The following is a 26,200-nucleotide window of genomic DNA, read 5'->3' on the forward strand; positions in this document are numbered from 1 at the left end:
TTTTGTTAAAAAATTCTTGAATATAAAAAATTCCACATTTAAAAAAAAAATAGAAACATAAAAAAACATGACCTAAATATTTTAGGTATAAGTTTAATGATGAAAACTGTTTAAAAATAGGATTTGTCAAATGTCCGAATAACTAAAAGTGATTTATAAGATAGCTTAAATCAATTTATAAAATGTGAAAGAATTAATTTAAAAAAAAGCCCAATATTAAATATCTAAAAAAAATTAGTAATGCCCATAAAAATTAATTGAAAACATGAAATAAGCATTAAACATCTTAAAAAAAAGCCAATCATTTAAATAAAAAAAGGATGTCTTAAAAAAAGTTAAAATAAGTTTTAATAAAAAAAAATAAAAATTTATGATGATAATAATTGATTTACTCAATTAAAAATCATCATCTTTGTTTCGTTTAAAGAAACCGAATCCGAATATAACTAATATTGCTATAATTATAACCATTACATATATTGGTAAAGATGCCTCAGAACCACCGGAAGGTTGAGTAGCTTTATTTACTTCATATGCTTTCGCATTACTTCCAGAGGAACTGGATCCCGCTTGTCCTGATGAGGAGGAAGAACCTGCAGAAGACGCAGCTGATGCTGGTCCCGTACTTGTTGAGGAACTTGCCTGATCACCTACACTTGAGGATCCTGAACTTGAAGATCCTGATGAAGAACTTGAACCACTGTTTGGAGTATTAGATGAGGTACCATTTGCTGCTTGCTGATTAGCATTCTGATCATAAACATTCTGATTAGTACCACTCATTTGTTTAAATAATTGGTTGAATTTCTTCATGTTAGCCTGACTTCCAGTATACATACTAATAACATCCTTGTTAAATGAAAACGGATCAGTATGGTGACAACAAGCAAATGCGTCAGTTGATACAACATTATTTACATAGTTGTTTACTAATTTTTGCAAGTTTGCCTTATCCTGAGCACTTGTAGGTGTCCAGTAACCTGTAAAGTATGCATACATTGCCCATGCACTGGCAGCCATCATACCAAATTTTTGACTGTTAGTTTTTGCAAGTGACTCTGAATCCGCCATAGCCTGTGCAATTACAGACCAGGTATTACTGCTTATATCAGATTTACCTCTACCTGTTGAAGTTGCAACTGTCATTGCATAAACATCCTGAACCTTAGCAGCCAATGTATTTGCACCTGCTGCTCCAGAATTCATTAACGCTTGAACATATTTTGGGTTTGCAATGGTAGTCCTAACTTCCAAATCAATTTGCTCGGCAATAGTACGTGATGTAGGATTATTTGTATTCCTAATATCCACAACAGCGGAATCAGGATTACCACCTAATTTTTTAGATGTACCATATAATCCACCTAACCAGTCATAGTAATCATCTGAATCAGTTAATCTCCAGGTACTATCAAGGTTTTGAGTTACTAAATCAGTGCTTTTTAATAAATTAACATATGCATTAGTAGCTTTTTTAACAACAATATTTCCATCGGAGTCTATACCCCAAGAGTAAGATACCCTGTTTAAATAAATATTGGTTAAAGTGCTTGTAAGATTAATGCTCTTATCATACCAATTGGAAGTAGCTGGAATATAATCACTTAATCCAGTACCTTCAAGGACACTTCCCGGAAGACCGAATAATCTGTCAAGACTACCTGTTTCATTATAATGTTTCTTAACATAGTTCTGCTTAAATGTCTCATTTGGACAATCTAATGCAGCGACTTTAACACTGTTAATAAGTAAGCTAATCCAATTCACATAACTGGTTACCATACTAGTATAAACATCAATACGGGGCCTGTTTAATACAGTACCATTTGGTAGTTTAATTTTTAAGTCAGATAGATTCATTAGTTCAACACCAGTAACAGCTCCTGATCTAGACCAGACAGGTTGAACTCCCAGGAAATACATGAATTGTGCAATTTGAATACCGTCAGTACGTAATATTTCAGTACCCCACATAATAATTCCAACAAGTTCCGGGAATTTCTTATGTTTAAGATAATAATTGACAATTAATTTATCATCAATTGTTTTTGCAGCAGCCCAGGCAGCTTTAGTCGGCATCTTAGTTCTATCACCAGTATACATTGCGGTACCAGTAGGTAAAACATCGGCATATGCAGGATCTCCACATAAACCAGGCATTACATATCCGCCAGATAAAGCATTAATAATTGCCTGCAACTCTTCGTTATTTCTTAAAGCAACCAATGTTGAATTTGCAAGAAGTAAATCCTCATACAATACTGATGAACTATTGATTCCATAAAAGGACATTAAAGCATTAAAGTTTATACTTCCATTTACCATTATTGCTATGGTATTATATAACCAGGTTTTAGTAGCATTTACTTCAGTTTTATATTTTGAATTTCCTTTAACATCAGAATAATAATCTAGATTCTTTAATTCAGGATATAAATAATGTAGAACCTCAGTGTAAATATCTGTTCTTGAGGATACGATTGTTATTATTTCTTGAATTAATTCATCACCAGTTAAAACTTTACCTAAACTATGTAATCCCATTGTGATTAAATCGTTTTGAAGATCATCTAATTTAGAATCAATTGATAATAACCAAGACTGGAAAGTTTTATCAGAGTTATCCTTTGGTAAATCAAATTTAATCTGTGATGAATTTGCAAGTTTAAGAATCATCTTTTTATATTCTTGAGCAGTTGAATTACTTCCAACCCTTACAGCCTGTTGATATAAGGTAATATAATCATTTAACAATGTATAATTACCATATAAATCTGAGATAACAGTTGCAGGAGTCATGTGTGAAATCATCAATGCCCCCAATCTATTTTTAGCAATCATTGCCTCTCCAGGGTTTGAAACAATATATGGATAGATAGTAGGTATTTCAGTAAGTTCAAAACTCCAATCATCTGCTTGTAGACCAATGTCTCTACCAGGTAGGAACTCTAAAGTTCCATGGGTACCCATGTTTATAATGGCATTTGCTTTGAAATTACCTGACAACCATTTGTAGAATGATATATATTGTTGGTGAGGAGGTAAAGTTGCACTATGATAATTTGCAATATCCTCTTCTTCCCAACCTCTACTTGGCTGGAAAGTAACAAAAATGTTACCGAACATAATTCCAGGAATAACTATGTATTTACCCTTATGTTTAGTACCATTATACACCATTATCTTACCGATATCAGATCCCCATTTTTTAACTAATTGATTTTTTAAAGTTGAATTCAAACTATTTAAATATTTTTTATACTGGGAATAATTAATCAATTGACCATTGGCCATTAAGGTATCCCAATATTTATCCACATAATCATTTAAATAACCTTGAGCCCATGTACCTTTGTTACATGCCTCTTCAATCAATTTAGTCAATTCATCAACATCGGGAATTTGATTCTTGCTCATTCCAATATTATAACCATTATCTGCAAGTAGTTTAAGTAAAACATGTGTACTGTTAAATATATCTAAATAGGATGCCGCAATATCACTTTTACCAGGAGGATAATTGTATAGAACAATCGCTACCTTTTTATCAGAATTATTTAATTCTTTAAGTTTAGCCCATCCATTTGTCATTTGAACAAGTTTTTTTACACCTGCCTCAATAGGAACTTCAACACCTGCAGAGTTTGTATATGAAACCTCAACAGTTCCAAATACCCCTTCAAAAGAAGGGACTGTTACTGAATAAGTCCATTCAATTTGAGGACCATGTCCGCTTTTATAACTAGAGAGACTAACCTGTGATAAAGCTTTAATAATTTCCACATTCAATTCTTTTAAACTACCTACCGCACCGCCAGTTGTATTGGCATAATCTAAGGACCATGAATACAATGAATTAACAGCTGAAATACTTCTTGATGTAGTTTTTGCAAATAACGTTAATAATGAGGCCATTGAAGGTGAAGTTTCACTTTGATATAAATTGAAAGCCGCACGTCCCTGAGACTCATATTCCTTAATCAAAGCATCCACAAGATTCCCGCCAGAATAATAACTTACAACAACAATATATGGACTTTTAATATTAGATTTATTGGAAGAATACCATTTTTCAAATTTATCAAATAAACTAGATGAGTTTACATTTGATTTTTGCCATGAAATATATTCCACAGTCATCCAATTTAAACTTCCCTGGCCATCTTTATTATAACCCTGATCAGCTAAAATCCATTTATTAATTAATGACTGGCTAGGTGAGGCGTCAAATCTTCCATAACCTGGATGATAAATACCCCATGTTGAAGTAAGCATAGGAGTAGTACTTGTATTTAAGGTAGGATTAACCTTAGTTTCTCCAAGCAAGAATCTTATATAATTAAATACACCATGCATATTATTTTCCAATACAACACTATCGGATATATCATTAGCCTGCATATAAGATCCAATATAAGTATTCTCCAAAGTATTTATTGTATTATTAGAAGATTTTGTACCTACAAAATTAAGTCCTAAATTCGTTGATGCTGAGAATACACCGAAGGTATATGAAATCATTCTATTTTTATTAGCCGGAGAATTCTTTATATAACTTAAATATTTTGAAACTGTATCATCGGAATACATATCCAATAAAATGAAGTTAGCATAAGATAGCATCCATAATTTATCAGTTTCAAATGGGTTGTAGTTATTAATATAATAAACCCTTCTACTGATATTCATTAAATAATTTATCTTATTAACATTTCCAGCATAATAAACAATAAATGCCATATCAGGAACGAATCTATAGCTCATTTTTTGATGTCTTGATTTAACAGTATAGTTAAAGTATTTAACCTCAGTAAGATAGGTTGAATAAGCGATAGTCATTTTATACTGGCCATAACCATTTAACTGATCCACTATAACATTACCATTATTATTAGATTTACCTGTAAATACCAATTTATTATTAGAATCATAGATATTTACTACTGCACCAGAAACAACAACTCCTTCTTCAGTATAATTTTTTGTTTTAGAATTATATGAATCTTTGATTGTAATATTTAAAGCTGGATTAGTATTCGAACCTTTAACAACTGATCTATTATTTACAGAAGTTTTGATATCCTTTGAAATATTCGAGTTATTTACAACACTTGAATCCAATAAAGTCATGTTTTGATTATTGTTACTTGAGTCTAATACTGTCGTATCATTTAAAGAATCACTAGCACTTATACTAGAAGTAAATATTACTAAAATTGTAATCATTATAATAGAAAGTAATATTAGCTTCTTAGCTTTTTTATAATCTCCCCTCCTAATTATTGTAACATCAAAATTATTTTAGATTTTCTAAAATAATGTTGACTAAAATATTATATAATTTAAGATATATTTAAAATTTATCAAAAATCTTTTACAAAAATAATTTTTTTAAATAAAAAATTTTTAAAATGACTAGAAAAACTAAAAAAATAGCAATTTAAATAAAATTTTTTAGAAACTTTAAAACAAAATAACTTAAATTTTTAAAAGAAAAAAAGAGAGAAATCTTTTTAATTAAAATTTAAAAAAAAGCTTGGATATATCTCGTAAATTAGTTGAATCTTTAAATCTATAACTTTTTAGAAATCACCCTGATAATAATTACTAAAAAGAATAAGAAAATTATAAAATTCTTCAAAAAAGAGATTTAACATTCTTTCTATCTTTTAAATGTCTTCCAAATGTAATGATTGGATTTCAACAGATAATAAATTAAGAAAATGTTCATTAAAATAAAATAAAGACTTAAAAATATCAAAAACCGGGATTTTAGATTAAATTATAGTTTATATCCCATATTGAAATTCCACTATCATCTAATCGGTATTGAATTGGTAGATAAATATGAAGTATTTAGATAGAAAGAGAAATTATACAGAAAAAAACTACAATAAATCTAAATAATTATAGAAATAAAAAAAAGAAAAAAATAATAGAAAGTGTTTATAATAAAACACCGGAAATAACACCAGTTTGACCTGGTCTTGAGGTAACTTTAGCTTTACCTTTAGCAGTTTCTACAACTGCACCTTTAGTAATAATGTTCCTTCTTACATAGTTAGGGTTAGCATTATTTTCTACAACATCTAAAATATCAAGAACTTCAGCCTTATTAGTTTTTGGATCTACAACATTGATTTTGTTTCCACCATCTAATCTAAGCTTTTCGTTTCCACCACGAGTTCTGATTTTTCTTAACCTTTTACCAGCTAATTTAGTTTCTGCAGAAGCTCTTCCTAATTCTGATTTCCTTTTTCCACGGTTGGATCTTAATCTTCCACCAGATGGACTTCTGATTGATTTTCCTTGACTAATTGCCATTATTTCACCTAAATAAAATTGATAGTTAATTTTTCAAATAATAAAATAATTTTAAAATCGCAAGACTTAAACAACCCTCAAATAAATAAGTTAGCAAGAAAAGACTTATTTATATTCTTATTAGATTAAAGAATAATAGAGCAAAAAGAGTCATCTAAGAATAATGATAATAATATATTAAATTTTTCTAATATATAAATGTATTTAAAAAGAGCATTTTTAGGATAAAAATAAAGATTATAAAAAAATAAAATCTTTAAAAAATAATGTTGGCATTGGTTAAGTGTGATTCATTAAAAGAATGAATCCAATGTTTGCTGCTTATCCGGACTGTCCAAATGTTCCAATTCACTTTCACTATATCCGAAGGAACTCATAATACGTGATACCGCAGGAACTAACTGATGTTTGACATAATAATTTATATCAAATTCCGTATTTTCATCGACATAATCATAAGGAACAGCCCTAGAACTTATGGAACCTTTTCCCTTAACTATAACATATCTTAATATGTCCCCTCTTTTAACTTTAAGTCCATGTTCCTCCATAATATGTGCTGCAACAACATGAGGGGCTATCTGTTTATATTTGTCCAAACTTTTTGTAATTTGAGTATGTATAACCAAATCATCACGATTGACTTCCCTTGAATGGAGTTTCTTTAGTGCTTTTTTAATGACCTCTGCAGCCTTGTCAACATTACCCTCATTCAATATTGCCATCAATACATCTTCCTGTGCATTTTTAGCAATTGGTGCCCAGTCTCTTCTTACAAGTTCCAAGCCTTTTGCAATAATATTACCTTCCTCTATTACCGCATATCTTTTTTTAGTTACAAAGAAGCCCCTTCTGTAGAATCCCTCATATTCAAGTTCCATTACCTCAGGTAAACTTGCATTATATTCTTTTAAAAACTCCTGAGCCGCTTCTTTAATAGTCTTCTCAAGTTTTATTTGTTCCGGACTCTCTTCAGGCCTTTCCTCAGATCTTTCCTTTAACAATTATAGCACCTAAAAAAATTCATATATATTTAATTATTTTAAATTTAAAAAATTTATAATTTTTCATCATATAATTTATCTAAAAATTAATTATTAGACAAAACCCATTTAACAAAAATACCTAAAACAAATATAAATATTAATAAAGGATTTTCAAATATAATATTAATAATATATTGTTATTAAATTATATCATTATATTCATTAAAAAAAATTATAGGCGAAAGACATGGAAGAAAATTGTTCAGATAAAGCAGTATTTTTTGATATTGATGACACATTACTTGATACTTCTTCATTTGCAGAAACTGCAAGACATGCTGCAATAAACAACATTGTCGAGAATGGACTTCCTATTGATGAAGAAGAGGCATATGATATTTTTAAAGAAATCATAGCAGAGAAAGGCTCAAACTATGGTAAACATTTTAACGTACTTACAAAAAGGGTAATCGGTGCAGAGGATCCATATCTTATAGCACTTGGTATGACAACCTACCATAACGTTAAGTTCTCATTACTCCAACCATTTCCAAGAACTATTGCCATATTAATTTACCTTAAACAAAAGGGTTATAAAATAGGTGCCATCAGCAATGGAATAACTATCAAACAATGGGAAAAACTTATCAGATTAAACTTACATCCATTCTTTGATATTGTAATAACCTCAGAAGAGGTTGGTTATGAAAAGCCACACCCACAGATATTTATAGAGGCGCTTAAAAGAATTCATTGTAGTCCAGATAAAAGTGTTATGGTTGGAAATAAGTATGAAACAGATATTGAGGGAGCATTAAATGCCGGAATGAGTGGAATACTTGTGAACTCAGAATTAACATATGAACAGGAACAAAGGATTGAAAATGAAAAACTTGACGTGATTGTCTTAAACAATATCTCCGATGTAGACACAGTATTATAAAATCAATTCTTTTTACTTATTTTTAATTCCAATAAATGGACATAGTTACATTAAAAAAATTCATCCCTTTTTATTTATTTTTAATTTCAATAAATGTACATAGTTACATTAAAAAAAACATCAATAATCCTGTTTTTAAGAACATAGAAAAAACAGAAGCCATTTATCTCATTGTTAAGTTTAAATAAAGATGAACATAATTTATATTAAAAAAAGAACATTGACAACTTGTTTTTAAACATGAATCAAAAAATATAAACATATTAAAAAAAAATGGAATTTAACCGGTTCATTTAACCTCAATAAATACAATTTAGTGAAAAGAACAGCAATCCTATTTTTAAATATGAAGAAAAAAACATGATTAGATTAAAAAGATAAAACCTTTTAACAATAATTATAGTTAAACCTTAATTTTAAGTCCAATTGGACAGTGATCTGAGCCCATAACATCAGACAGTATATAAGAATCTTTTACATGGGATTTAAACTCATCGTTTACAAAGAAATAATCAAGTCTCCATCCCACATTTCTGTCTCTTGCCCTAGTTCTATAACTCCACCAGGTATAATTATCAGGGTCCTGATTGAACATTCTAAAAGTATCAGCATAACCATTATCCAAGAATTTACTAACCCATTCCCTTTCAATAGGTAAAAATCCGGAGGTCTCCTCATTCTCTTTAGGTCTTGCAAGATCAATAGGCTTATGGGCCGTATTCAAATCTCCGCAAATAACCAGATTATAACCTTCATCCACTAGACCATTGGTATAATCTAGAAAAGCATCATAAAAATCCATCTTATATTGTAATCGTTCCTCACCGGAACCGCCATTAGGATAATAGATATTCAATAGTGTAAAATCATCATAATCAAGTCTTAAAAGTCTTCCCTCAACATCGAATCTCTCAATACCCATTCCATTAATAACCTGATTAGGCCCTTCTTTTGAATAAGTTGCAACTCCACTATAACCCTTTCTCAAAGCTGAATTAAAATAGGATTTATAACCTGGAACATTAATCAATTTTCTTGGAAGTTGGTCGATTTGAGCTTTGATCTCCTGAATAGATACAATATCCGCGTCTTCCTTTTGAAGCCAATCTATAAAACCTTTTCTATGAATTGCCCTAATACCGTTTACATTCCATGAAATTAAATTTAATTCATCCATAATAAACACCAATACCATAATTTATTAACTTAAAATCTATAAATTTTAAAAAAAATAACTTTAAAATAAACTAGAATAATTCTAAAAAATTAAATAATTTTATAAATTATCTTAAATATATATTATAATATTATATTTAGTAATATAAAAAAATAATTTAAAATTACAATTACTAAAAGTTAATTTTATTAAATAATTAGGAACTTAGGAAAAATAGTTTCCCGATTATGATTACTTTGAAAAAGATTTAGGTGTGAAAATGACTGATATTTCAAAAATCATCGAAGAATTACCTTTTTATGAAAAACTTTTATTAAAAGATTTAGAAGAGAATGAGAACATTCCTCCTGAAGAAGTTGCAAAGAAAGATAATATAAACATAAAGTCTGTAATGAGTGCTGCAGGTTCCCTTGCTGCAAAAGATATTATTACTGTAAATAAAAACACAGAAGAGAAGGTCAAGTTATCAAAAGCAGGTAAGGAATTTGCAGAAAAAGGATTACCTGAACGTAGAGTATTGAATGTCTTAGCTTATGAGAAAGAAATACCTATGAAAGACCTAGCTAAAAAATGTGGCTTAGACAAAAAGGAAAGTGTTATTGCTCTCGGTTGGTTAAATAGAAAAGGATGGGCCAAAATAGATAAGGGTACTTTGAAAATCACTGATAAAGGTGAGGAAGCTGTTGATAATTATGGTGAAGATGAAAAGATTCTTAAAAAGCTATTCTCAAGTCAGGGAATCCTTAAAAGTGAATTAACGGAAGATGAACTTAAAGGTTTAAACACCATTAATAAAAGAAAAAACCTTATTAAAAATAAAAAAATCACCTCCCATAGTTTCAAATTAAATCAAATAGGTAAAAATATTATTAAACATGGATTTGAAATTGGAAACAGAAAAGAAGAGGCCACCCAACTTACCCATGAGGATTTAAAGAATGGAACCTGGAAAAACCTACATTACAGACCATATGACATTAATGCTGAAACACCTAAAACATTTCCAGGAAAGGCACATCCCTTAAGAAAGATTATTGAGGAAATCAGGGAGATTTTCCTAGACATGGGATTTACAGAATCAAACGGAACCACACTTGACTCCGCATTCTGGAACTTTGATTCCCTTTTCCAACCACAGGATCATGCAGCACGTGAGATGCAGGATACATTCTATGTGAAAAATCCGTCAGAATGTAAGCTTCCTGATGAGGAGATTGTTAAAAATGTGGCAAAAACCCACGAGGATGGTGGAAACACCAAAAGTACAGGTTGGGGTTATGATTGGGATGTTGATGTTGCAAAACAATCTGTTCTTAGAACACATACAACAGGTATCTCAACCAAATACCTAGCAAGTCATGAACCACCTTTGAAAATGTTCTCAGTCGGTAGGGTATTTAGAAGGGAAACCATTAATTATAAACACTTACCTGAATTCCACCAAGTGGAAGGACTTGTAGCTGCTGAGGGAATTAGCTTCCAACACTTACTTGGAATATTAAAAGAATTCTATAAGAAATTAGGATTTGAAGTAAGATTTAGACCTGCATACTTCCCTTATACCTATATGTCCTGTGAATGTGAAATCTACCTGGAAGAAAGACATGACTGGATTGAACTAGGGGGAGCTGGAATGTTCCGTCCAGAAGTACTTGAACCATTAGGCATTAAGGTTCCCGCATTGGCATTTGGTATAGGTATCGAAAGACTTGCTATGATTAGATATGACATTTCAGATATTAGAATGTTGTATAAAAGTGACATTAAATGGTTAAGGGATATTCCATTGGATAATGGAGTAGAATTAAAATTTGATTATTAATCATTTAATCCCTAGATTATTAAAAAACAAAATTTAATATATAAAAAAAATGTTTAATTAAACATTTACTCTTTTTTTACTATTTTTTATTATGAAATTATACAAAATATTGAATAGTTTAACTAATTTTATTAAATATTCATTTTCCAAATAGTTTGCAACTTTTATTTAAAATTCAATTTGAATATTTTCTACTGAAAACACTATTTTTTAAAATAGAATTAAATAAAATTAAATATTTTAAGAAACAAAAGTTACAATATCCATACATGATTTTTATTAAATGATAATTTTATGTATAGATAACATTGAGGAGAGAAAATGAATAAAAAAATTTTAGTTTCCTTAAGCATTATGATTATTATAGTAATAGGCTTATTAATTGTTCATTTTTCATATGCCAATTTAGGAGGTGAAACTTCTGCCAATGACAACGATGACAATACCCTTGTTGTAGGATTTGATGCGGAATTTCCACCCTATGGATTTAAAGATGATCAAGGAAACTATATAGGATTTGATTTAGACTTAGCTCAAGAGGTTTGTAATAGAAATAATTGGACTTTGAAAAAACAAGCCATTGATTGGGATTCTAAAGACACCGAACTCAATTCTGGAAGTATTGATTGTATTTGGAATGGTTTTACCATGGAAGGTAGAGAAGATCAATACACATGGTCTAAAGCATATATTGACAATAGACAGGTAATTGTTGTTAAAAATGATTCTGATATAAATAGTCTTTCTGATTTAAGTGGTAAAACAGTTGAAACACAGAAAGATTCATCTGCTTTAGCAGCACTTCAAGGTGATCAGAAATCATTAGCACAAAGCTTTAAAAAGTTAACACAAGTTGCCGATTATAATACTGCATTTATGGACTTAGAATCTGGAGCCTGTGATGCGGTTGCTGTAGATTATGGTGTAGCCAAATACCAAATAACAACAGGTAATGATTCAACTACATTTAAAATACTTGAAGAAAATATTTCTACAGAACATTATGGTATTGGATTTAAAAAAGGCAATACGGAGCTAAGAGATAAAGTACAGAAAACTCTAGACGAAATGTATGAAGATGGAACAGTCCAGAGAATTGCTAAAAAATACAGTAATTATGGTGTTCCAGAATCACTTAGAAATTATACCAAAGATGAGGAGATTTGAAAGAAATGATGATAGACAGTATGATAATTCAAATCTGCGATGGTATGTTAACATCTATTGAAATCTTTGTATTAACATTGTTATTCTCACTTCCTTTAGGATTATTAGTATGTTGGGGAAGGATGAGTAGTTTCAGACCAATAAGTTGGTTAATGAAAGCATATATATCAATTATGAGAGGAACACCTTTAATGCTTCAATTGATTATTATATTCTTTGCACCATACTATGTTTTTGGAGCGCAACTATCTGACACCTATAGATGGATTGCAGTAATAATAGGATTTTCAATAAATTATGCAGCATACTTTGCAGAGATTTATAGAGGAGGAATAGAGTCTATTCCAAAAGGGCAATATGAAGCGGCACAGGTATTAGGATATTCAAGATTACAAACATTCTTTATAATTATATTCCCACAAGTAATCAAAAACGTACTTCCTGCAATTACAAATGATGTAATTACCCTTGTAAAAGATACTTCATTATCCTTCGTAATAGCAATTCCAGAGATGTTTACCGTTGCAAAACAAATATCTGCAGCACAGGCATCTATAACCGCATTAATAGTAGCGGGAATTTTCTATTATATATTCAACTATTTAGTTGCAATATTCATGGAAGGAGTAGAAGAAGAACTAGACTATTACTAGGAGGAATACCATGAGTTTACTCGAGATGAAAAATATTAAAAAGATATATGATGGAAAAGAAGTACTTAAAGATGTTTCCGTAAATGTTGAAAAGGGAGAGGTACTTGTAATTATCGGACCATCAGGATCTGGAAAATCCACATTGCTTAGATGTGCAACCAATCTTGAAACACCAGACGGTGGTGAAATTAAATTTGATGGACAGATGGGATTAGTATTTCAGGAATTTAACCTATTCCCCCATCATAATGTTCTCAAAAACATTACCAATGCCCCTATAAAAGTTCAAAAAAGAAATAAAAATGAGGTGAAAGAAGAAGCACTTCAATTACTTAAAAAATATGGTCTTGAAGGAAAGGAGAATTCCTATCCAAATGAACTTTCCGGTGGACAAAAACAAAGAGTGTCTATCGTAAGGGCATTAGCAATGCATCCAGATATACTCTTCTTTGATGAACCAACCTCTGCATTAGATCCAGAACTTACTGGAGAAGTTCTCAAATCAATTAGGGAACTTGCTAATGAGCACATGACAATGGTAATAGTTACTCATGAAATGAGTTTTGCACGAAAGGTTGCAGATAGAATAATATTTTTGGAAGATGGAGATATAATCATTGAAGGAACACCTGATGAGGTATTCAATTCAGACAATCCAAGAATAATCAACTTCCTCGGTAAATTTGAGGACTGAACAATCTCCAAAATTATTCTATTAAAAAATTATTTTTTTAAGATTAGAAAAATGATTTAGGGAGGAGAAGAATGAATAAAAAAATACTAATCTCCCTGAGTATAATGCTAATAATAATAGCTGGACTATTATTTATTCATTTTGAATATGGTTCAGAAGGTGTAGGATCATCAAACCAGAAGACATTGGTTTTAGGATTTGATGCACAAACTCCACCTTACAGTTACAAAGACGATAATGGAGCTTATGTTGGATTCGACATAGACCTAGCTCAGGAAGTTTGTAAAAGAAATAATTGGACATTGAAATTACAAGTAATAGATTGGGATACAAAAGATACAGAACTTAACTCAGGAGCTGTTGATTGTATCTGGAATGGATTTACTATAAATGGTCGTGAAAACCAATATACCTGGTCCAAACCATATGTAAATGCAAAACAAGTTATTGTTGTAAGAAAAGATTCCGATATCCAAGATTATGATGACTTAAATGGTAAAACAGTTGATGTACTTAAAGACTCATCAGCACTGAAAGCTTTACAAGGTGATCAAAAATCCCTAACACAAACATTTAAAAAATTGGTCCAGGTCGAGGATATTAATACAGGATTTATGGATTTGGAATCAGGTGGTTGTGATGCATATGCTGTTGATTATCAATCAGCGGAATATCAAATAGCCCAAAGTAACAACTCCAATTTCAGAATATTAGATGGAAATATTTCATCTGAACAATATGGAGTTGGATTTGAAAAAGGAAATACCGAGTTAAGAGATCAAGTACAAAAAACATTAGATGAGATGTACAATGACGGTACTGTAGAAAGACTTTCTAAAAAATACACAAAATACGGTGTGCCAGATTGTCTTATCAACTACACAAACATGTCATATTAGAGATATAAATTATTATCTCTAAATACTCATTTCCTTTAAAACAAAATACTGTTTTTAAAATTTAGAATATGAATTTGAATCACTATTTCTTAAAATCTTTAAATAGAAACTACTGCTTTTAACCAATTCTAAAATGACACATAAATATAATAAACTATAAAGAATACCATTTTTTACCATTTATAAAAAAAAGATGTTTAAAATTTATCAAAAAACAAAAAATCATAGAAATTACTATTTTTAATCAGATCTATAGAAAATAAGTGAGTTTAAGCTTTAAAAAAAATAAAACAAGAGTAAAAATTAAAAATAAACTGAAATTATGCATTTTCAGTTAAGATAGGTATAACTTGTTTTTTACGGGACACTACACCTTTAAGTAAAGCGGTGTTATCCTTTAATTCCACACCATAAGCTTTTTCTACAAGATCTGCATCTTTACCAAGTACTATTACCTGTGAATTACTGTTAATAATATCAGTAATTAAAAGAATGAAAATATCCAAGTTTTCATCTTCAATAATCTTATTAATTCCTGCCTCTAATTCATCCTTCATTTCTAAAACATCAGGAATACTTGCAGTATTAACCTGGTTTATAATAGATTTAACATTTTTTAAATCTACCTGTTTAGCATCTAAACTTAAGATTTCATCAATTGAAAAGTCGGATAAGTCAGTACCTGCTTTTAACATGTCTAAACCATATGATTCATAGTCAACATCTGCAATTTTTGCAAGTTCCTTAACTGCTTTAATATCATCATCTGTAGTTGTAGGAGATTTTAGAAGTAAAGTATCAGAAATAATTGCAGATAACATTAAAGAAGCGATTTCTTTTGAAATTTCAACATTATTTTCATTATACAACTTGTATAAAATAGTTTCACTACAACCTACAGGTTCCGCTCTATAGAATAAAGGATAAGAAGTTTCTAAAGAGATTTTATGATGATCCACTACCTTTAAAATATTAAGATTTTCTAAATTTTCAACAGACTCAGAGGGACTGTTATGATCTACCAAAATTACATCTGAACCGTCTTCAATAGAGTCGATTAATTTAGGTGCATCTATATTAAAATAATCTAAAACATATTGAGTTTCCTTGTTTAAGTTTCCTAATCTACAAGATACTGCATCTTCATTACCTAGTTCATGTTCTAAATTAGCCATTACTAAACTTGAAGTAATTGAATCAGTATCCGGATTTTTATGTCCAAAAATATAAGTTTCTGCCATAATATCATAACATTAAATTTTTTAAAAATAAAATTCGTATAATAAATAAAAATTATATTATTATGTCTTATATTTATTTAGATACTAATTATTAAGTTTTAGTATAAATGATTACAAGACGAATAATGATTTTTAATTTTTTATTAGAATTAAAAAATAATAGTTATAAAAACAGATGAATATAAAAACAAAAATAAAAATAAAGTAAAAAGAAATGGAATTAATCAATATAATATACCCTATTATCTTTTCTTGGTGCTGCCTCGGGAATATCCTCATCAATATAACCTATAACACAGTGACCAATACCTTCATAATCACCGTCTATACCTAAATCTTTTAATACTTTCTTATATTCATCCATTTCAAATTCTTCTTTTGCCCTATGAATCCAGATGCTACCATAACCTAAACCGGAAGCTGCAAGAAGTAGATTTTCCATTACCACACTACCGTCATAAACATGAGTATGAGTAGATTTATCAGCAAGGACAATTAATACAACAGGACCATTATAGAATGGATCTAAATCCTCAGGAAATCCTCCGATTTTACGATTAACTGTAGCCAATTTATCCCTAAATTCCTTATTTGTAACGGCAATTATTATTGGAGACTGTAGGCCCCTACCACTAGGTGCATATAAACCTGCTTTAATAATCTTATCAATATCTTCTTTTGGAACCATATCAGATTTAAATTTACGAATACTACGACGATTCATTATTTCATCAATTAAATCACTCATAAAATCACCTGTTAAATATATCATTAACAATAATCAATCTTTTAAAGACTTTTGAAAAATATAGTTAATTATCTATTTAATTATAATTAGTTTAGAATAAATAAATTTAATGTAAAAAAAACTCACTTAAATATGGAAAAATTAATAGAAATATGAAAACAAGTATCTAAAACAAAATAGAAAATATTAATATAAATATAACTAATTAATGAAAATCATGATATTAGTGATAATATGAGAAGAAAAAATAGAGAAGTTAAAGACCTGAAGACAATTATTGAAATTATTGGCAGAGCAACAACTGTAAGATTAGGTATTAATGATAAAGAATACCCTTATATTGTTCCCCTTTCTTTTGGATATGAACTTGACGGTGAAGACATTATTATTTACTTCCATGGTGCAAAAAAAGGTTATAAAAATGATTTAATGAGGAAAAACAATAAAGTTTTTGTTGAATTAGATAACTTCATAGAATATCAACTAGGTAATAATGATCCCACTACAATCTACCAGTCAGTTATGGCACAGGGAAAAGTTGAAATTATTGAAGATTTTGATACCAAGGTCAAAGCACTTCAACTATTGTTAGACCATTGCAATCTAGGTAAACTTAACAAAAGCGAACAATACATAAATGCAACTAATGTTGGTAAAATAAAACTTGAAAATATAACTTGTAAAACAAATGATAAAAATATTCTAAAAAACTAATTTATAAAAATTTTACAAAAACACAATAAAAAATCATTAATATATGAAAATGTATAAGTTTTAAAAAAATCAATTCAAAAAATTTTAATATTATTAAAAATATATACTAATAAAATACAAAAAAATTTTTAATTAAACGATATAACAGTATTTTATAAAAAAAATTATACAGTTATGTATTAAATCAATGATGATTAAAATGATATTAAATGATAAAGTAAACGAAAAACTGTTTAAAAGTTTGACAGAACTTCTTATTGAAAAGCCCTATGAAAAGATTAAAGTTATAGATATTTGTAAAAATGCCAATATACCTAGAAGTACCTTTTATTACCACTTTAATGATAAAAATGAGTTATTGCAATATGGAATTAAAAAAATATCCGGTGAAATTACCACCGAAGTAATGGAAATTGAAGCGGATAACTTTCCAGATTATGCCGATCAATTAAAAAATATAAGTTTAAACTATTTGAAGGAATATGAGGATGTATACTCTGCCCTTGCAAAAAATGATAAGGAAATTGTAAGTCTTAAAATTATCTGTAATATGATAAAAGAGGACATAAAAGAAAAAATCCACAATGAATATACTGATAATGGCTCTGACATATCTATTGACTTTACAATAGAGTTTATAATTGGAGGATATGAAAACTTAGCTAGATACTGGTTTAAAAATAATGACAGATATTCTTTAGATGATGTTAAAAACACCCTTCTAGTTTCAAAGCCATTTCTTGTAAGGATAATTAAAGAAAATTTGAAAGAAAAAAATGAAAAGAATAGTAATTAAAATAAAAATACCATCAAACACATTATAAAACAATCCAAATAAAAAAAAAAAAAAAAAAAAAAAAACCATCAAATACTTTAATAAATTAACTTAAATTTTAAAAATTTAAAAAAAGGTAAATAGAATTACCTTAAAAAAGAAATTTAATATTTGTAGAATCCTTCACCTGCATTAACACCAGTTTTACCGGCATCAATCTTTTCTTTTAGATTAGCAGCTATTTTGCCTGGAACAGTTTCAGGATCTTTAGCCTCAGGATTCATAATTACAATATTATATGCAGTAACTAATCCCACCACATCTAAAATTTGGAATGGTCCTGATGGTGCACCGGTTGCAAGTTTCCAAGTTAAATCAATTGTTTCAGGATCAGACACTCCTTTTGCCCATAATGCCTCGGCAGCAGATAAGAATGGTACAAGTAATGAGTTAAGAATATAACCTGGTTGTTCCTTTAATACCTTAAGTGGTACCATACCAATTTCTTTAGCAAATTCCACTACCTGATCAAAGTATTTCTGCTCGGTTTTTGGTTGAGCCATAATCTCTGCAGTATTATTCTTCCATATTTTATTAGCAAAGTGCAATGCTAAGTATTTATTAGGCCTACCAGTATAATCCGCAAATTGACTTGGAAGTAAAGTTGAAGAGTTAGTAACAATAACAGTTTTTTCAGGAACATATTTAGCAAAATTTTGATACAAATCAATTTTTTGCTCCGGATCTTCCGCTATAGCTTCAATGATTAAATCTGCATCTTTAACAGCCTCTTCATGACTAGTTGTCAAGGTTAATCCCTCATATGCAGAAATAGCATTTTCCTTTAATTGATCAATTTCCTCATCTGTTAATTCCTCTTTATCTGTAAAACCTCTGCAATAAGCATCGGGATTAGTTTTCATAGCTTCCAATGTTTCAAGATAAATATTCTTCAATCTTTCAAGTTTAGGTTTTGCTCTTTCAATAGAACCTTCACTTCTTAACCAAATTGTAACATTAAAACCCTTAAAAGCAGTTTGATATGCAATTTGGCTTCCTAAAACTCCGCTACCTGCTACAGTAACATTTTTAAACGCCATCTTTTTAACCTCCTTTTAAAATGTTGTAAAGTGTTTGAAATCTTAATATAAATCAATTTTCAACACTGAACATATTAAAATTAATTAATAATATAAACTTATTCCATATTTATAATTTTTTATATGATTTTTATAAAAAAAGGATTAAATAATACAAACTAATTAGAAATAATTAAAAAATATACATAAATAACTAAATTATTATAAAAAATATACAATCATATATTTTAAATTAAAATAAAATAGAACTGTTTAAATAAAAAAACAATACAAAAAGCCAGAAAAAAAAGCATATATTTTTTATAAAAAAAGACGTTTTAAACCTGGTCTAATTTTTTAAAGATTCTTAAATTTAAAAAAAATGAACTCCAATTAAGTTATATTTCAAATAAAATACTTAACTCTAGAAGTGGAAAATAAGAAAGAAATAGAGATTTAAAATCCCTATTTAAAAAGTGTTTAAAGATCAAAGTCCAAAGAATAGATAGAAAACAAATATAATTGCCAATATCCAGACAGACCAATGTAGCTCTTTAGCTTTACCTGAAGCAATACTGGTAACAGCATAAGTTACAAATCCGAATGCAATACCTAAGGTAATTGATGAGGTTAAAACCATCATTAAAATAGTTGCAAATGTAGAGGAAATTGTAACTAAGTTACTCCAGTCAATATCTTTAAGTTGAGCCATCATCAATATTCCAACTACAACCAAACAGGAGGTGGTAACTGGTGAGGTAAATAATGATAGGATTGCAGGTGCAAAGAACATTGCAATTAAAAAGAAAATTCCAGTGAATATTGCAGTTAAACCGGTTCTACCACCTAAACCTATACCAGTTGCACTTTCCACATAAGCGGTAACAGGACTTGATCCTAAAACAGTACCTATTAATCCCCCAACAGAATCTCCAATAAATGCTTTATCAATTCCCTCAAGTTCACCATTTTCATCTTTTGAGAAACCTGCCTGATTACCTAAACCAACTAATGTTCCGGTAGCATCAAAGAAGTTAACTAATAAGAATGAGAATATCACCATTATTATATTAATTACCTGTGAGGAGAACAATTCGCCAAAACCTGAAAGGAATCCCCCTACCAAGGAATAGTCAAAATCAACAGAAACCACTTGATGAGGAACTGCAGGCATTAAGGCAGGAGTATTTGCTCCAAAACCTAAGAATGTAAAGATCACACCAATAATTGATGTTATAATTAAACCTATGAATACAGCTGCTGGAACTTTTCTAACATATAAAATTAAAGTAATAGCTATACCGATTAACGCTAAAAGAGGAACAGCACCAGTTAAATTACCTAAAGCGATAATGTTTGCTTGATTTGCAACCACAATTCCTGAATTCTTTAAACCTACAACAGCTATAAAAAATCCGATTCCCGCACCAATAGCTAATTTCAAGTCATTTGGTATAGCATGTAAAATAGATTCCCTTAAACCTGAGATAGTAATTAAAAAGAAAAGTATAGAAGCTATGAATATAGCAGCTAAACCTGCCTGCCATGAATAACCCATACTAATTATAACAGTATAAGTTAACAAAGCATTCAAACCCATACCAGGAGCAAGACCAATCGGATAATTAGATATTAATCCCATCACTATACAAGCAATACCTGCTGCAAGGGCAGAGGAAAAGAAAATAGCTGTAGCCGGCATACCACCTTCAGACAACATAGTGGGATTTACACCTAAAATATAAGACATAGCTAGAAATGTTGTAAGCCCGGCTAAAAATTCAGTTTTAATGTCCGTATTTCTTAATTTCATTTTAAAATAATCATTTTCCATATAAACACCTAAAATAAAGCTTAAAAACCCAATAATCATGGAAAATAAAATATATAAAAATAGTATTATTTTATATAATAATATTAAAACTCCTTATTCAATTAAAATCTTTAAGCCCTATAAGAGTATATATAACATTAAAAGATTATAAATTTTCTTAAAAATGTTTAATATTAGACTAAAAAATAATAAAAAATGAATGTTTAAATATAAAACTCCAATATCCTTTTAAAAAGATAAAAATATACAAAGTAATATAAAACAATTGAAATATTGATTTAAATAGAAAAAAACCAAAGGTTTTTTAAAAAATTTAAATAATAATTAAATAATTATAATTAAAATTATATTTCCATAAATAAAGTCAATATAAATAAATATATCTTATACAAAAAACAATATCTTATTAGTCTAAATGATTAAAACAGATTTTCAGATTTAAAAATTACAAAGGAAAAAATATGGACTTAATTATAGAACTCATTTTACTTATTATTGGATTTGTACTTTTAATTAAAGGTGCAGATGTTTTTGTAGATGGAGCAAGTAATGTCGCATACCATTATAAAGTTTCCACAATAGTTGTAGGATTAACAATAGTGGCAATCGGTACAAGTGCCCCTGAGGCTGCAGTATCCATTACAGCCTCACTTGCAGGAAGCAATGCTATTTCACTTGGGAATGTTGTGGGAAGTAATATCTTTAATATCCTGGGTGTAATCGGTATTAGTGTGCTAATTGCTAATTTAAAAGTAGATAAAGTATTAATTAAAAGAGATTTTCCATTCCTGATTATTTCAAGTATTGGACTTCTTCTAGTTGCATATCTGTTCGGAGAAATTAGCAGAATAATTGGTGCCATATTCCTGATTTTAATTGCAATATACATTTACCGTATGGTAAAGCAAGCAAATGAAAATAAGGAAAATAATGGAGACAATATAGTTGAAGCAAAAATATCCATACCACAATGTATCCTATACATTGTTTTAGGTCTTGCAGCAGTTATAATAGGATCCGACCTTGTTGTAGATAGTTCAAGTTATATTGCCTCATTATTCGGATTAAGCCAAGCGCTTATAGGACTTACAATTGTAGCAATCGGTACATCATTACCGGAACTTGTAACCTCAATTACCGCACTTAAAAAAGGAGACCATGGTATAGTAATAGGAAACGTGCTTGGATCCAGTATATTTAACATTTTATTCATCTTAGGTATTAGCAGCGTAATTGTTCCAATGCCTATTGAACCAAAGATGTTAACAGATATTTTAATCATGACAATAATCACAATATTAGGTGCGATATTTGCAAGAAGTGAAGAGGAAATAGATAGAAAGGAAGGTATAGTCCTAATAATACTATTTTTAATTTACATGACCTTTATCATAATTAGAAATTAAAATCCAATACCTTCTTTACTCTTTTTTAAAAGCTCAGAAATACTACAAACATATAAGGCAAAATAAATATATTATAACTATAACCTTACTAAATCAAAGGGCTTTTTTTAGTAAATCGTTACTTTTTTTTAAAGAATTAATTTAAAGATAAACAATTTTATCAAATAATGGAGGGTTTTAAATAAAAACTAGAAAAGAGAAGTTTATATATGGTGCAAAAAAAGGTTTTCCAATTGTCTATGGTTATATTCCCATGGGGATTGGATATGCTGCTTTAGCGATGAAAGCAGGATTTAACCCATTTCAAACTGTATCCATGTCATTTCTAGTATTTGCAGGAGCAGGTCAGATAATGGCTGTTTCCATGTTTGCACAAGGTGCGACATTATTAAATATTGTTTTAACTAGTTTTGTAGTTAATTTCAGATATTTTATAATGAACACGGTAGTTTATAATAAGTTAACAGAAAACACCCCGAAATTAAACATTCTGTCTGCACACTTCGTTGTAGACGAATCCTTCGCCATATTTTCACTGATGGAAAAAAGTTCGATATGGGTCTATTTAGGTGTTAGCGTTATACCATTTTGTGCATGGGTTTTAGGAGCGGCAATAGGTGTTTTAGTATTAAATGCCCTTCCAATAATTGTTGCAAATAGTTTTAACATATCATTATATGCGCTATTCGTTGCAATTCTTATACCAAACATTAAAAGAAGTAAAAATATAGCCATCACAGTAATCATAACAGGAATCCTAAATTACTTACTATCATTTGTCATATCCCATTGGTCATTAATAGTTGCTACACTTTTAGGAGCTTTTATTGGAATGTATATTGTAGATGACGATGAGGTAAATATTAAACCAAAAACTGATGAAGACATTCAAAATGAAATAGAACTGGAGGCACAATAATGATTAATATATATGTTTTAATTTTATTATGTGCACTTGTAACATTTATCCCTAGATTAATACCTGCAATAGCAGTGGATAAATTAAATTTTGGTCCTAAATTTGAAAAATTCTTAAATCTAATTCCATATACTGCATTAGCAGCATTAATATGTCCAGGTGTAATAACCGTTGATCCTAACATATGGTATGTAGGTCTTGTAGGGGCGTTAGTTGCAGGAGGATTGGCTTGGAAGAGGGTTTCAATTGGTGCAATTGTGATTATTACAGTAATAGCACTAATCATCTTATATTCAATAATCCCCTATTTCGGGTTAATAAGTGCGGTATTATAAGAAAAACTAATAAAAAATCTAGTTTTTCTACCTATTTATTTAATGAAAAGATATAAGAATCTTCTTTACTTATTTTAGAAAACATAAAAAAATTTCAACCTATCCTATAGATTTAATAAAAATATAAAAAAATGTTTTTCAACGTTTAAATAAAAAAAATAAGAAAAAACAGGAAATAGCTTGAATATTTATCAATCCTAACTTTTAAAATAAAAAAATAATAAAAAACAAGAGATATTTTAATTATTGATTTAAATTAACTCGTTCTGGAGCGGTATATAGATTAAACCTATTACCACGTACAAATCCGACCATGGTAATATTGGCTTTATCTGCAATCTCATAGCCAGAACCTGCAGGTGCAGCATTAGATATTAAAATAGGTATTCCTACCCTAACCACTTTTATAAGCATGTCAGCAGGCATTCTTCCACTATATCCCACATAACATTGACTTAGATCATAGCCTTTTTTTGCTGCAGCCCCAATAACCTTATCAACTGCCACATGTCTACTTACATCTTCACGGGTAATATATTCCCCTTTATAAACTAACTGTGCAACATGTACACTTCCAGTTGCCTGCCAGACCTCTGCCTTGTCAGTCAATCTTTCCATATCCTTAATGATCTGACTTGCATCTATTGTTAAATCTGAATTATTAACCTGAATATTCTTAAGTTCAGATCTCCAGCCACCTGCACTATCAGACATTACCCCCTGATATTCCAAAAGCCTACATGCACACACATGTTGACCATCACCCTTACGTTCCTGTAGTATACTGTCGGTTTCAAAATCCTCCTCAGGAATATGATTAAATTTTGTTTTAATAATAACCCTATTATCTTCAATATCAATACTTTCAATATCATCGGCAGTTTTAATTAGACCTTCCCCCAAACAATAGCCAACTGCAAAATCGTCTAAATGTGTTGGATATGTTGAAAATTTCCTTGGCATTAAATTGTCAATGAAAAAATATATGTTTTCATCACCGACAGTATGCTCCTTTACCTTCTGAAAATTACCGTCATTCCACTTAATTGCTGGAATTTCTTTAATAAAATCCATATTATCTACCTATAAATATTTATTAACAATGGTTATATTTAAAGATTTATATAAAAAATACTAGATTGAAAAAAATAATTAATCAATTTTAATAATCCCAATAATGTTCAATCCATTTAAGGCGATATTCATCTTAATAAATCCTTTTTAAGACCATATCCATCTAATAAAGATATTAAATGAATTTATACTTGTTATTAATAAGTATTAAACTCTTAAATATATAAAATTGTTTATATACAAAACTGCTTGAAACTAAAGGGATCAAAGAGGTTTATGAACCTTTTTATATACAAAACTAATTAAAACTAATGACGACTCTTTGAATTTAAAAGTGAGCTTTTAAAAAAAGATAAATCAAAAAAATAGCTAAAAACTAAAAAAAAAAACGAATTTTTAAATAATCAATAATAGAAAAAATATAAAAAAATAAAAAAAATTTAAAGTTAGAAATATATTGTTAAAAGATTTCTAAATTTAAACTAAGCTTGTTCTGGAGCTCCTTTTTGAGCCCATTCAACTGTTCTTTTGGTAAATGGTTCAGCAATAATATTCCATATAATACTTAAAATCCAATGAGTAAATATCATAATAATGACATCCATAATTGGTACAGTAAATATGAAAGCTAATCCAATAAATACTATATTATCAACTAATTCACCAGTAATAATAGCCCCTAAATTCTTAACAGTAGAATAGGAATTAGCATTATCACCATTATTTACAATTGCAGTTAATCTTGCATTTACTAAATTACCCAGAAGATAACTAATATATGAAGCCACAAGAATTCTTGGAGTCTGAGTAAATACGAATTGTAAAGCAGGTCCTCCTGTGTAGTAAGAAGGTGAAGGTAGGAATAATAATAAAGTAGTCATGAAAACAAATAATATATCAGTACATAAACCAAGTATTAAAGTTCTATGAGCCGCCTTTTCACCATAAACATCAGTAATTACATTGGTTAAAACATAAACCAAAGGATAGATTAAAACACCAGCCGGCACTTGCATACCTAAAAATCCAACATCTATAATTTTAACTGTAATTAAATTTGATATAATAAAAGATACACAGAAGAATGCAGTAATGATTAACCTTTTTTCAGTATAATCAAAATTTGTATCCATAATATCTTATCCTATATTAAATAGTCCAATAAAATTAAAATTTTATTAGAAAAAACATCAAAATAAATTTAATAATTTTTAAAGTAAAATTAAATTACAATAATATTTTAATAAAAGACCCTTATAAATATTTGTTCAATTATATTGTAAAAATATCAAGTACATTTAAAAATAATGCTTTTACTTAAAAATATTCGTTCATCCATATTGTAAAAACGTCAATTAATAGGTAAAAGACAATAGTTTGACTTAAAAATTAAGTATTATTAAAATAAGA

General features: G+C 29.2%; 21 protein-coding genes. 11 read left to right on the plus strand and 10 right to left on the minus strand.

Annotated features, from left to right (window positions below):
• Positions 1-396 precede the first annotated feature (396 nt).
• From ABM4_RS05690 to ABM4_RS05700, 3 genes are all read right to left on the minus strand, one after another.
• Positions 397-5,226 carry a cobaltochelatase subunit CobN gene (locus ABM4_RS05690; protein WP_016358728.1) on the minus strand — a complete coding sequence of 1,610 codons (4,830 nt, stop codon included), beginning with the start codon at positions 5,224-5,226 and terminating at the stop codon, positions 397-399.
• A 720-nt stretch (positions 5,227-5,946) separates the two neighbouring features.
• Complete coding sequence (locus tag ABM4_RS05695) at positions 5,947-6,324, minus strand: 30S ribosomal protein S8e (RefSeq protein ID WP_016358729.1); 378 nt, start codon at positions 6,322-6,324, stop codon at positions 5,947-5,949.
• A 293-nt stretch (positions 6,325-6,617) separates the two neighbouring features.
• Positions 6,618-7,328, minus strand: a complete 711-nt coding sequence (locus ABM4_RS05700; protein WP_016358730.1) for a DNA polymerase domain-containing protein — start codon at positions 7,326-7,328, stop codon at positions 6,618-6,620.
• 229 nt (positions 7,329-7,557) lie between these two features.
• Here ABM4_RS05700 and ABM4_RS05705 point away from each other — a divergent pair, with 229 nt between their 5' ends.
• A complete protein-coding gene (locus tag ABM4_RS05705; RefSeq protein ID WP_016358731.1) occupies positions 7,558-8,253 on the plus strand; it encodes a TIGR02253 family HAD-type hydrolase in 696 nt (231 codons plus the stop codon).
• 403 nt (positions 8,254-8,656) lie between these two features.
• Here ABM4_RS05705 and xth read toward each other — a convergent pair whose 3' ends face one another.
• Positions 8,657-9,430: an exodeoxyribonuclease III gene (gene xth, locus ABM4_RS05710; RefSeq protein ID WP_016358732.1), complete on the minus strand. Its 774-nt coding sequence runs from the start codon at positions 9,428-9,430 to the stop codon at positions 8,657-8,659.
• A gap of 259 nt (positions 9,431-9,689) precedes the next feature.
• On the opposite strand from xth, the gene ABM4_RS05715 reads away from it, so the two are divergent.
• The 5 genes from ABM4_RS05715 (at position 9,690) to ABM4_RS05735 (ending at position 14,665) form a co-directional block, all read left to right on the plus strand.
• Entirely contained in the window at positions 9,690-11,252 is a 1,563-nt protein-coding gene (locus ABM4_RS05715) for a phenylalanine--tRNA ligase subunit alpha (protein WP_016358733.1), read from the plus strand.
• A gap of 321 nt (positions 11,253-11,573) precedes the next feature.
• Positions 11,574-12,419, plus strand: coding sequence for an amino acid ABC transporter substrate-binding protein (locus tag ABM4_RS05720; protein WP_016358734.1), 846 nt, complete (start codon positions 11,574-11,576; stop codon positions 12,417-12,419).
• Positions 12,420-12,424: 5 nt separating this feature from the next.
• The gene (locus tag ABM4_RS05725; protein WP_040681717.1) at positions 12,425-13,072 is read left to right on the plus strand and encodes an amino acid ABC transporter permease; all 648 of its coding nucleotides are present in this window, start codon (positions 12,425-12,427) and stop codon (positions 13,070-13,072) included.
• A gap of 10 nt (positions 13,073-13,082) precedes the next feature.
• Positions 13,083-13,766, plus strand: a complete 684-nt coding sequence (locus ABM4_RS05730; RefSeq protein ID WP_016358736.1) for an amino acid ABC transporter ATP-binding protein — start codon at positions 13,083-13,085, stop codon at positions 13,764-13,766.
• A 71-nt stretch (positions 13,767-13,837) separates the two neighbouring features.
• Positions 13,838-14,665 (plus strand): amino acid ABC transporter substrate-binding protein, encoded by an 828-nt coding sequence (locus ABM4_RS05735; protein ID WP_016358737.1) that lies wholly within the window; start codon positions 13,838-13,840, stop codon positions 14,663-14,665.
• Positions 14,666-14,985: 320 nt separating this feature from the next.
• Here ABM4_RS05735 and ABM4_RS05740 read toward each other — a convergent pair whose 3' ends face one another.
• Entirely contained in the window at positions 14,986-15,906 is a 921-nt protein-coding gene (locus ABM4_RS05740) for a manganese-dependent inorganic pyrophosphatase (RefSeq protein ID WP_016358738.1), read from the minus strand.
• Between the two features lie 220 nt (positions 15,907-16,126).
• A complete protein-coding gene (locus ABM4_RS05745; RefSeq protein WP_016358739.1) occupies positions 16,127-16,654 on the minus strand; it encodes a nitroreductase in 528 nt (175 codons plus the stop codon).
• Between the two features lie 234 nt (positions 16,655-16,888).
• Between ABM4_RS05745 and ABM4_RS05750 the strand changes: the two genes are divergently transcribed.
• A complete protein-coding gene (locus tag ABM4_RS05750; RefSeq protein WP_016358740.1) occupies positions 16,889-17,368 on the plus strand; it encodes a pyridoxamine 5'-phosphate oxidase family protein in 480 nt (159 codons plus the stop codon).
• 199 nt (positions 17,369-17,567) lie between these two features.
• Positions 17,568-18,164 (plus strand): TetR/AcrR family transcriptional regulator, encoded by a 597-nt coding sequence (locus ABM4_RS08790; protein ID WP_052312817.1) that lies wholly within the window; start codon positions 17,568-17,570, stop codon positions 18,162-18,164.
• A gap of 143 nt (positions 18,165-18,307) precedes the next feature.
• Here the strand turns inward: ABM4_RS08790 and ABM4_RS05760 are convergent, their stop codons facing one another.
• A complete protein-coding gene (locus tag ABM4_RS05760) occupies positions 18,308-19,243 on the minus strand; it encodes a 3-hydroxyacyl-CoA dehydrogenase (RefSeq protein ID WP_016358742.1) in 936 nt (311 codons plus the stop codon).
• 466 nt (positions 19,244-19,709) lie between these two features.
• On the minus strand, positions 19,710-21,056 hold the full coding sequence (locus tag ABM4_RS05765; protein WP_016358743.1) for an NCS2 family permease: 1,347 nt from the start codon (positions 21,054-21,056) through the stop codon (positions 19,710-19,712).
• Between the two features lie 461 nt (positions 21,057-21,517).
• On the opposite strand from ABM4_RS05765, the gene ABM4_RS05770 reads away from it, so the two are divergent.
• From ABM4_RS05770 to ABM4_RS05780, 3 genes are all read left to right on the plus strand, one after another.
• Positions 21,518-22,462, plus strand: a complete 945-nt coding sequence (locus tag ABM4_RS05770) for a calcium/sodium antiporter (protein ID WP_016358744.1) — start codon at positions 21,518-21,520, stop codon at positions 22,460-22,462.
• 232 nt (positions 22,463-22,694) lie between these two features.
• A complete protein-coding gene (locus ABM4_RS05775; protein ID WP_255349080.1) occupies positions 22,695-23,381 on the plus strand; it encodes an AzlC family ABC transporter permease in 687 nt (228 codons plus the stop codon).
• A complete protein-coding gene (locus ABM4_RS05780) occupies positions 23,381-23,716 on the plus strand; it encodes an AzlD domain-containing protein (RefSeq protein WP_016358746.1) in 336 nt (111 codons plus the stop codon). The genes ABM4_RS05775 and ABM4_RS05780 overlap by 1 nt, the downstream gene beginning before the upstream one ends.
• Positions 23,717-23,959: 243 nt before the next feature.
• Here the strand turns inward: ABM4_RS05780 and fdhD are convergent, their stop codons facing one another.
• Together fdhD and ABM4_RS05790 are read right to left on the minus strand one after the other, a co-directional pair.
• Complete coding sequence (gene fdhD / locus ABM4_RS05785) at positions 23,960-24,790, minus strand: formate dehydrogenase accessory sulfurtransferase FdhD (RefSeq protein ID WP_016358747.1); 831 nt, start codon at positions 24,788-24,790, stop codon at positions 23,960-23,962.
• A 482-nt stretch (positions 24,791-25,272) separates the two neighbouring features.
• The gene (locus ABM4_RS05790) at positions 25,273-25,923 is read right to left on the minus strand and encodes a queuosine precursor transporter (RefSeq protein ID WP_016358748.1); all 651 of its coding nucleotides are present in this window, start codon (positions 25,921-25,923) and stop codon (positions 25,273-25,275) included.
• Positions 25,924-26,200 lie beyond the last annotated feature (277 nt).

Source organism: Methanobrevibacter sp. AbM4, assembly GCF_000404165.1.
Taxonomy (GTDB): Archaea; Methanobacteriota; Methanobacteria; order Methanobacteriales; family Methanobacteriaceae; genus Methanarmilla; species Methanarmilla boviskoreani.

What these genes read in the sequence shown, in the direction of transcription:
- ABM4_RS05720 (WP_016358734.1), top strand. Translation starts at nt 11,574, where the DNA reads ATGAATAAAAAAATTTTAGTTTCCTTAAGCATTATGATTATTATAGTA.
- ABM4_RS05740 (WP_016358738.1), bottom strand. Translation starts at nt 15,906, where the DNA reads ATGGCAGAAACTTATATTTTTGGACATAAAAATCCGGATACTGATTCA.
- ABM4_RS05690 (WP_016358728.1), bottom strand. Translation starts at nt 5,226, where the DNA reads ATGATTACAATTTTAGTAATATTTACTTCTAGTATAAGTGCTAGTGAT.
- ABM4_RS05725 (WP_040681717.1), top strand. Translation starts at nt 12,425, where the DNA reads ATGATGATAGACAGTATGATAATTCAAATCTGCGATGGTATGTTAACA.
- ABM4_RS05790 (WP_016358748.1), bottom strand. Translation starts at nt 25,923, where the DNA reads ATGGATACAAATTTTGATTATACTGAAAAAAGGTTAATCATTACTGCA.
- ABM4_RS05780 (WP_016358746.1), top strand. Translation starts at nt 23,381, where the DNA reads ATGATTAATATATATGTTTTAATTTTATTATGTGCACTTGTAACATTT.
- ABM4_RS05730 (WP_016358736.1), top strand. Translation starts at nt 13,083, where the DNA reads ATGAGTTTACTCGAGATGAAAAATATTAAAAAGATATATGATGGAAAA.
- ABM4_RS05750 (WP_016358740.1), top strand. Translation starts at nt 16,889, where the DNA reads ATGAGAAGAAAAAATAGAGAAGTTAAAGACCTGAAGACAATTATTGAA.
- fdhD (WP_016358747.1), bottom strand. Translation starts at nt 24,790, where the DNA reads ATGGATTTTATTAAAGAAATTCCAGCAATTAAGTGGAATGACGGTAAT.
- ABM4_RS05760 (WP_016358742.1), bottom strand. Translation starts at nt 19,243, where the DNA reads ATGGCGTTTAAAAATGTTACTGTAGCAGGTAGCGGAGTTTTAGGAAGC.
- ABM4_RS08790 (WP_052312817.1), top strand. Translation starts at nt 17,568, where the DNA reads ATGATATTAAATGATAAAGTAAACGAAAAACTGTTTAAAAGTTTGACA.
- ABM4_RS05735 (WP_016358737.1), top strand. Translation starts at nt 13,838, where the DNA reads ATGAATAAAAAAATACTAATCTCCCTGAGTATAATGCTAATAATAATA.
- ABM4_RS05715 (WP_016358733.1), top strand. Translation starts at nt 9,690, where the DNA reads ATGACTGATATTTCAAAAATCATCGAAGAATTACCTTTTTATGAAAAA.
- ABM4_RS05765 (WP_016358743.1), bottom strand. Translation starts at nt 21,056, where the DNA reads ATGGAAAATGATTATTTTAAAATGAAATTAAGAAATACGGACATTAAA.
- ABM4_RS05770 (WP_016358744.1), top strand. Translation starts at nt 21,518, where the DNA reads ATGGACTTAATTATAGAACTCATTTTACTTATTATTGGATTTGTACTT.
- xth (WP_016358732.1), bottom strand. Translation starts at nt 9,430, where the DNA reads ATGGATGAATTAAATTTAATTTCATGGAATGTAAACGGTATTAGGGCA.
- ABM4_RS05745 (WP_016358739.1), bottom strand. Translation starts at nt 16,654, where the DNA reads ATGAGTGATTTAATTGATGAAATAATGAATCGTCGTAGTATTCGTAAA.
- ABM4_RS05705 (WP_016358731.1), top strand. Translation starts at nt 7,558, where the DNA reads ATGGAAGAAAATTGTTCAGATAAAGCAGTATTTTTTGATATTGATGAC.
- ABM4_RS05695 (WP_016358729.1), bottom strand. Translation starts at nt 6,324, where the DNA reads ATGGCAATTAGTCAAGGAAAATCAATCAGAAGTCCATCTGGTGGAAGA.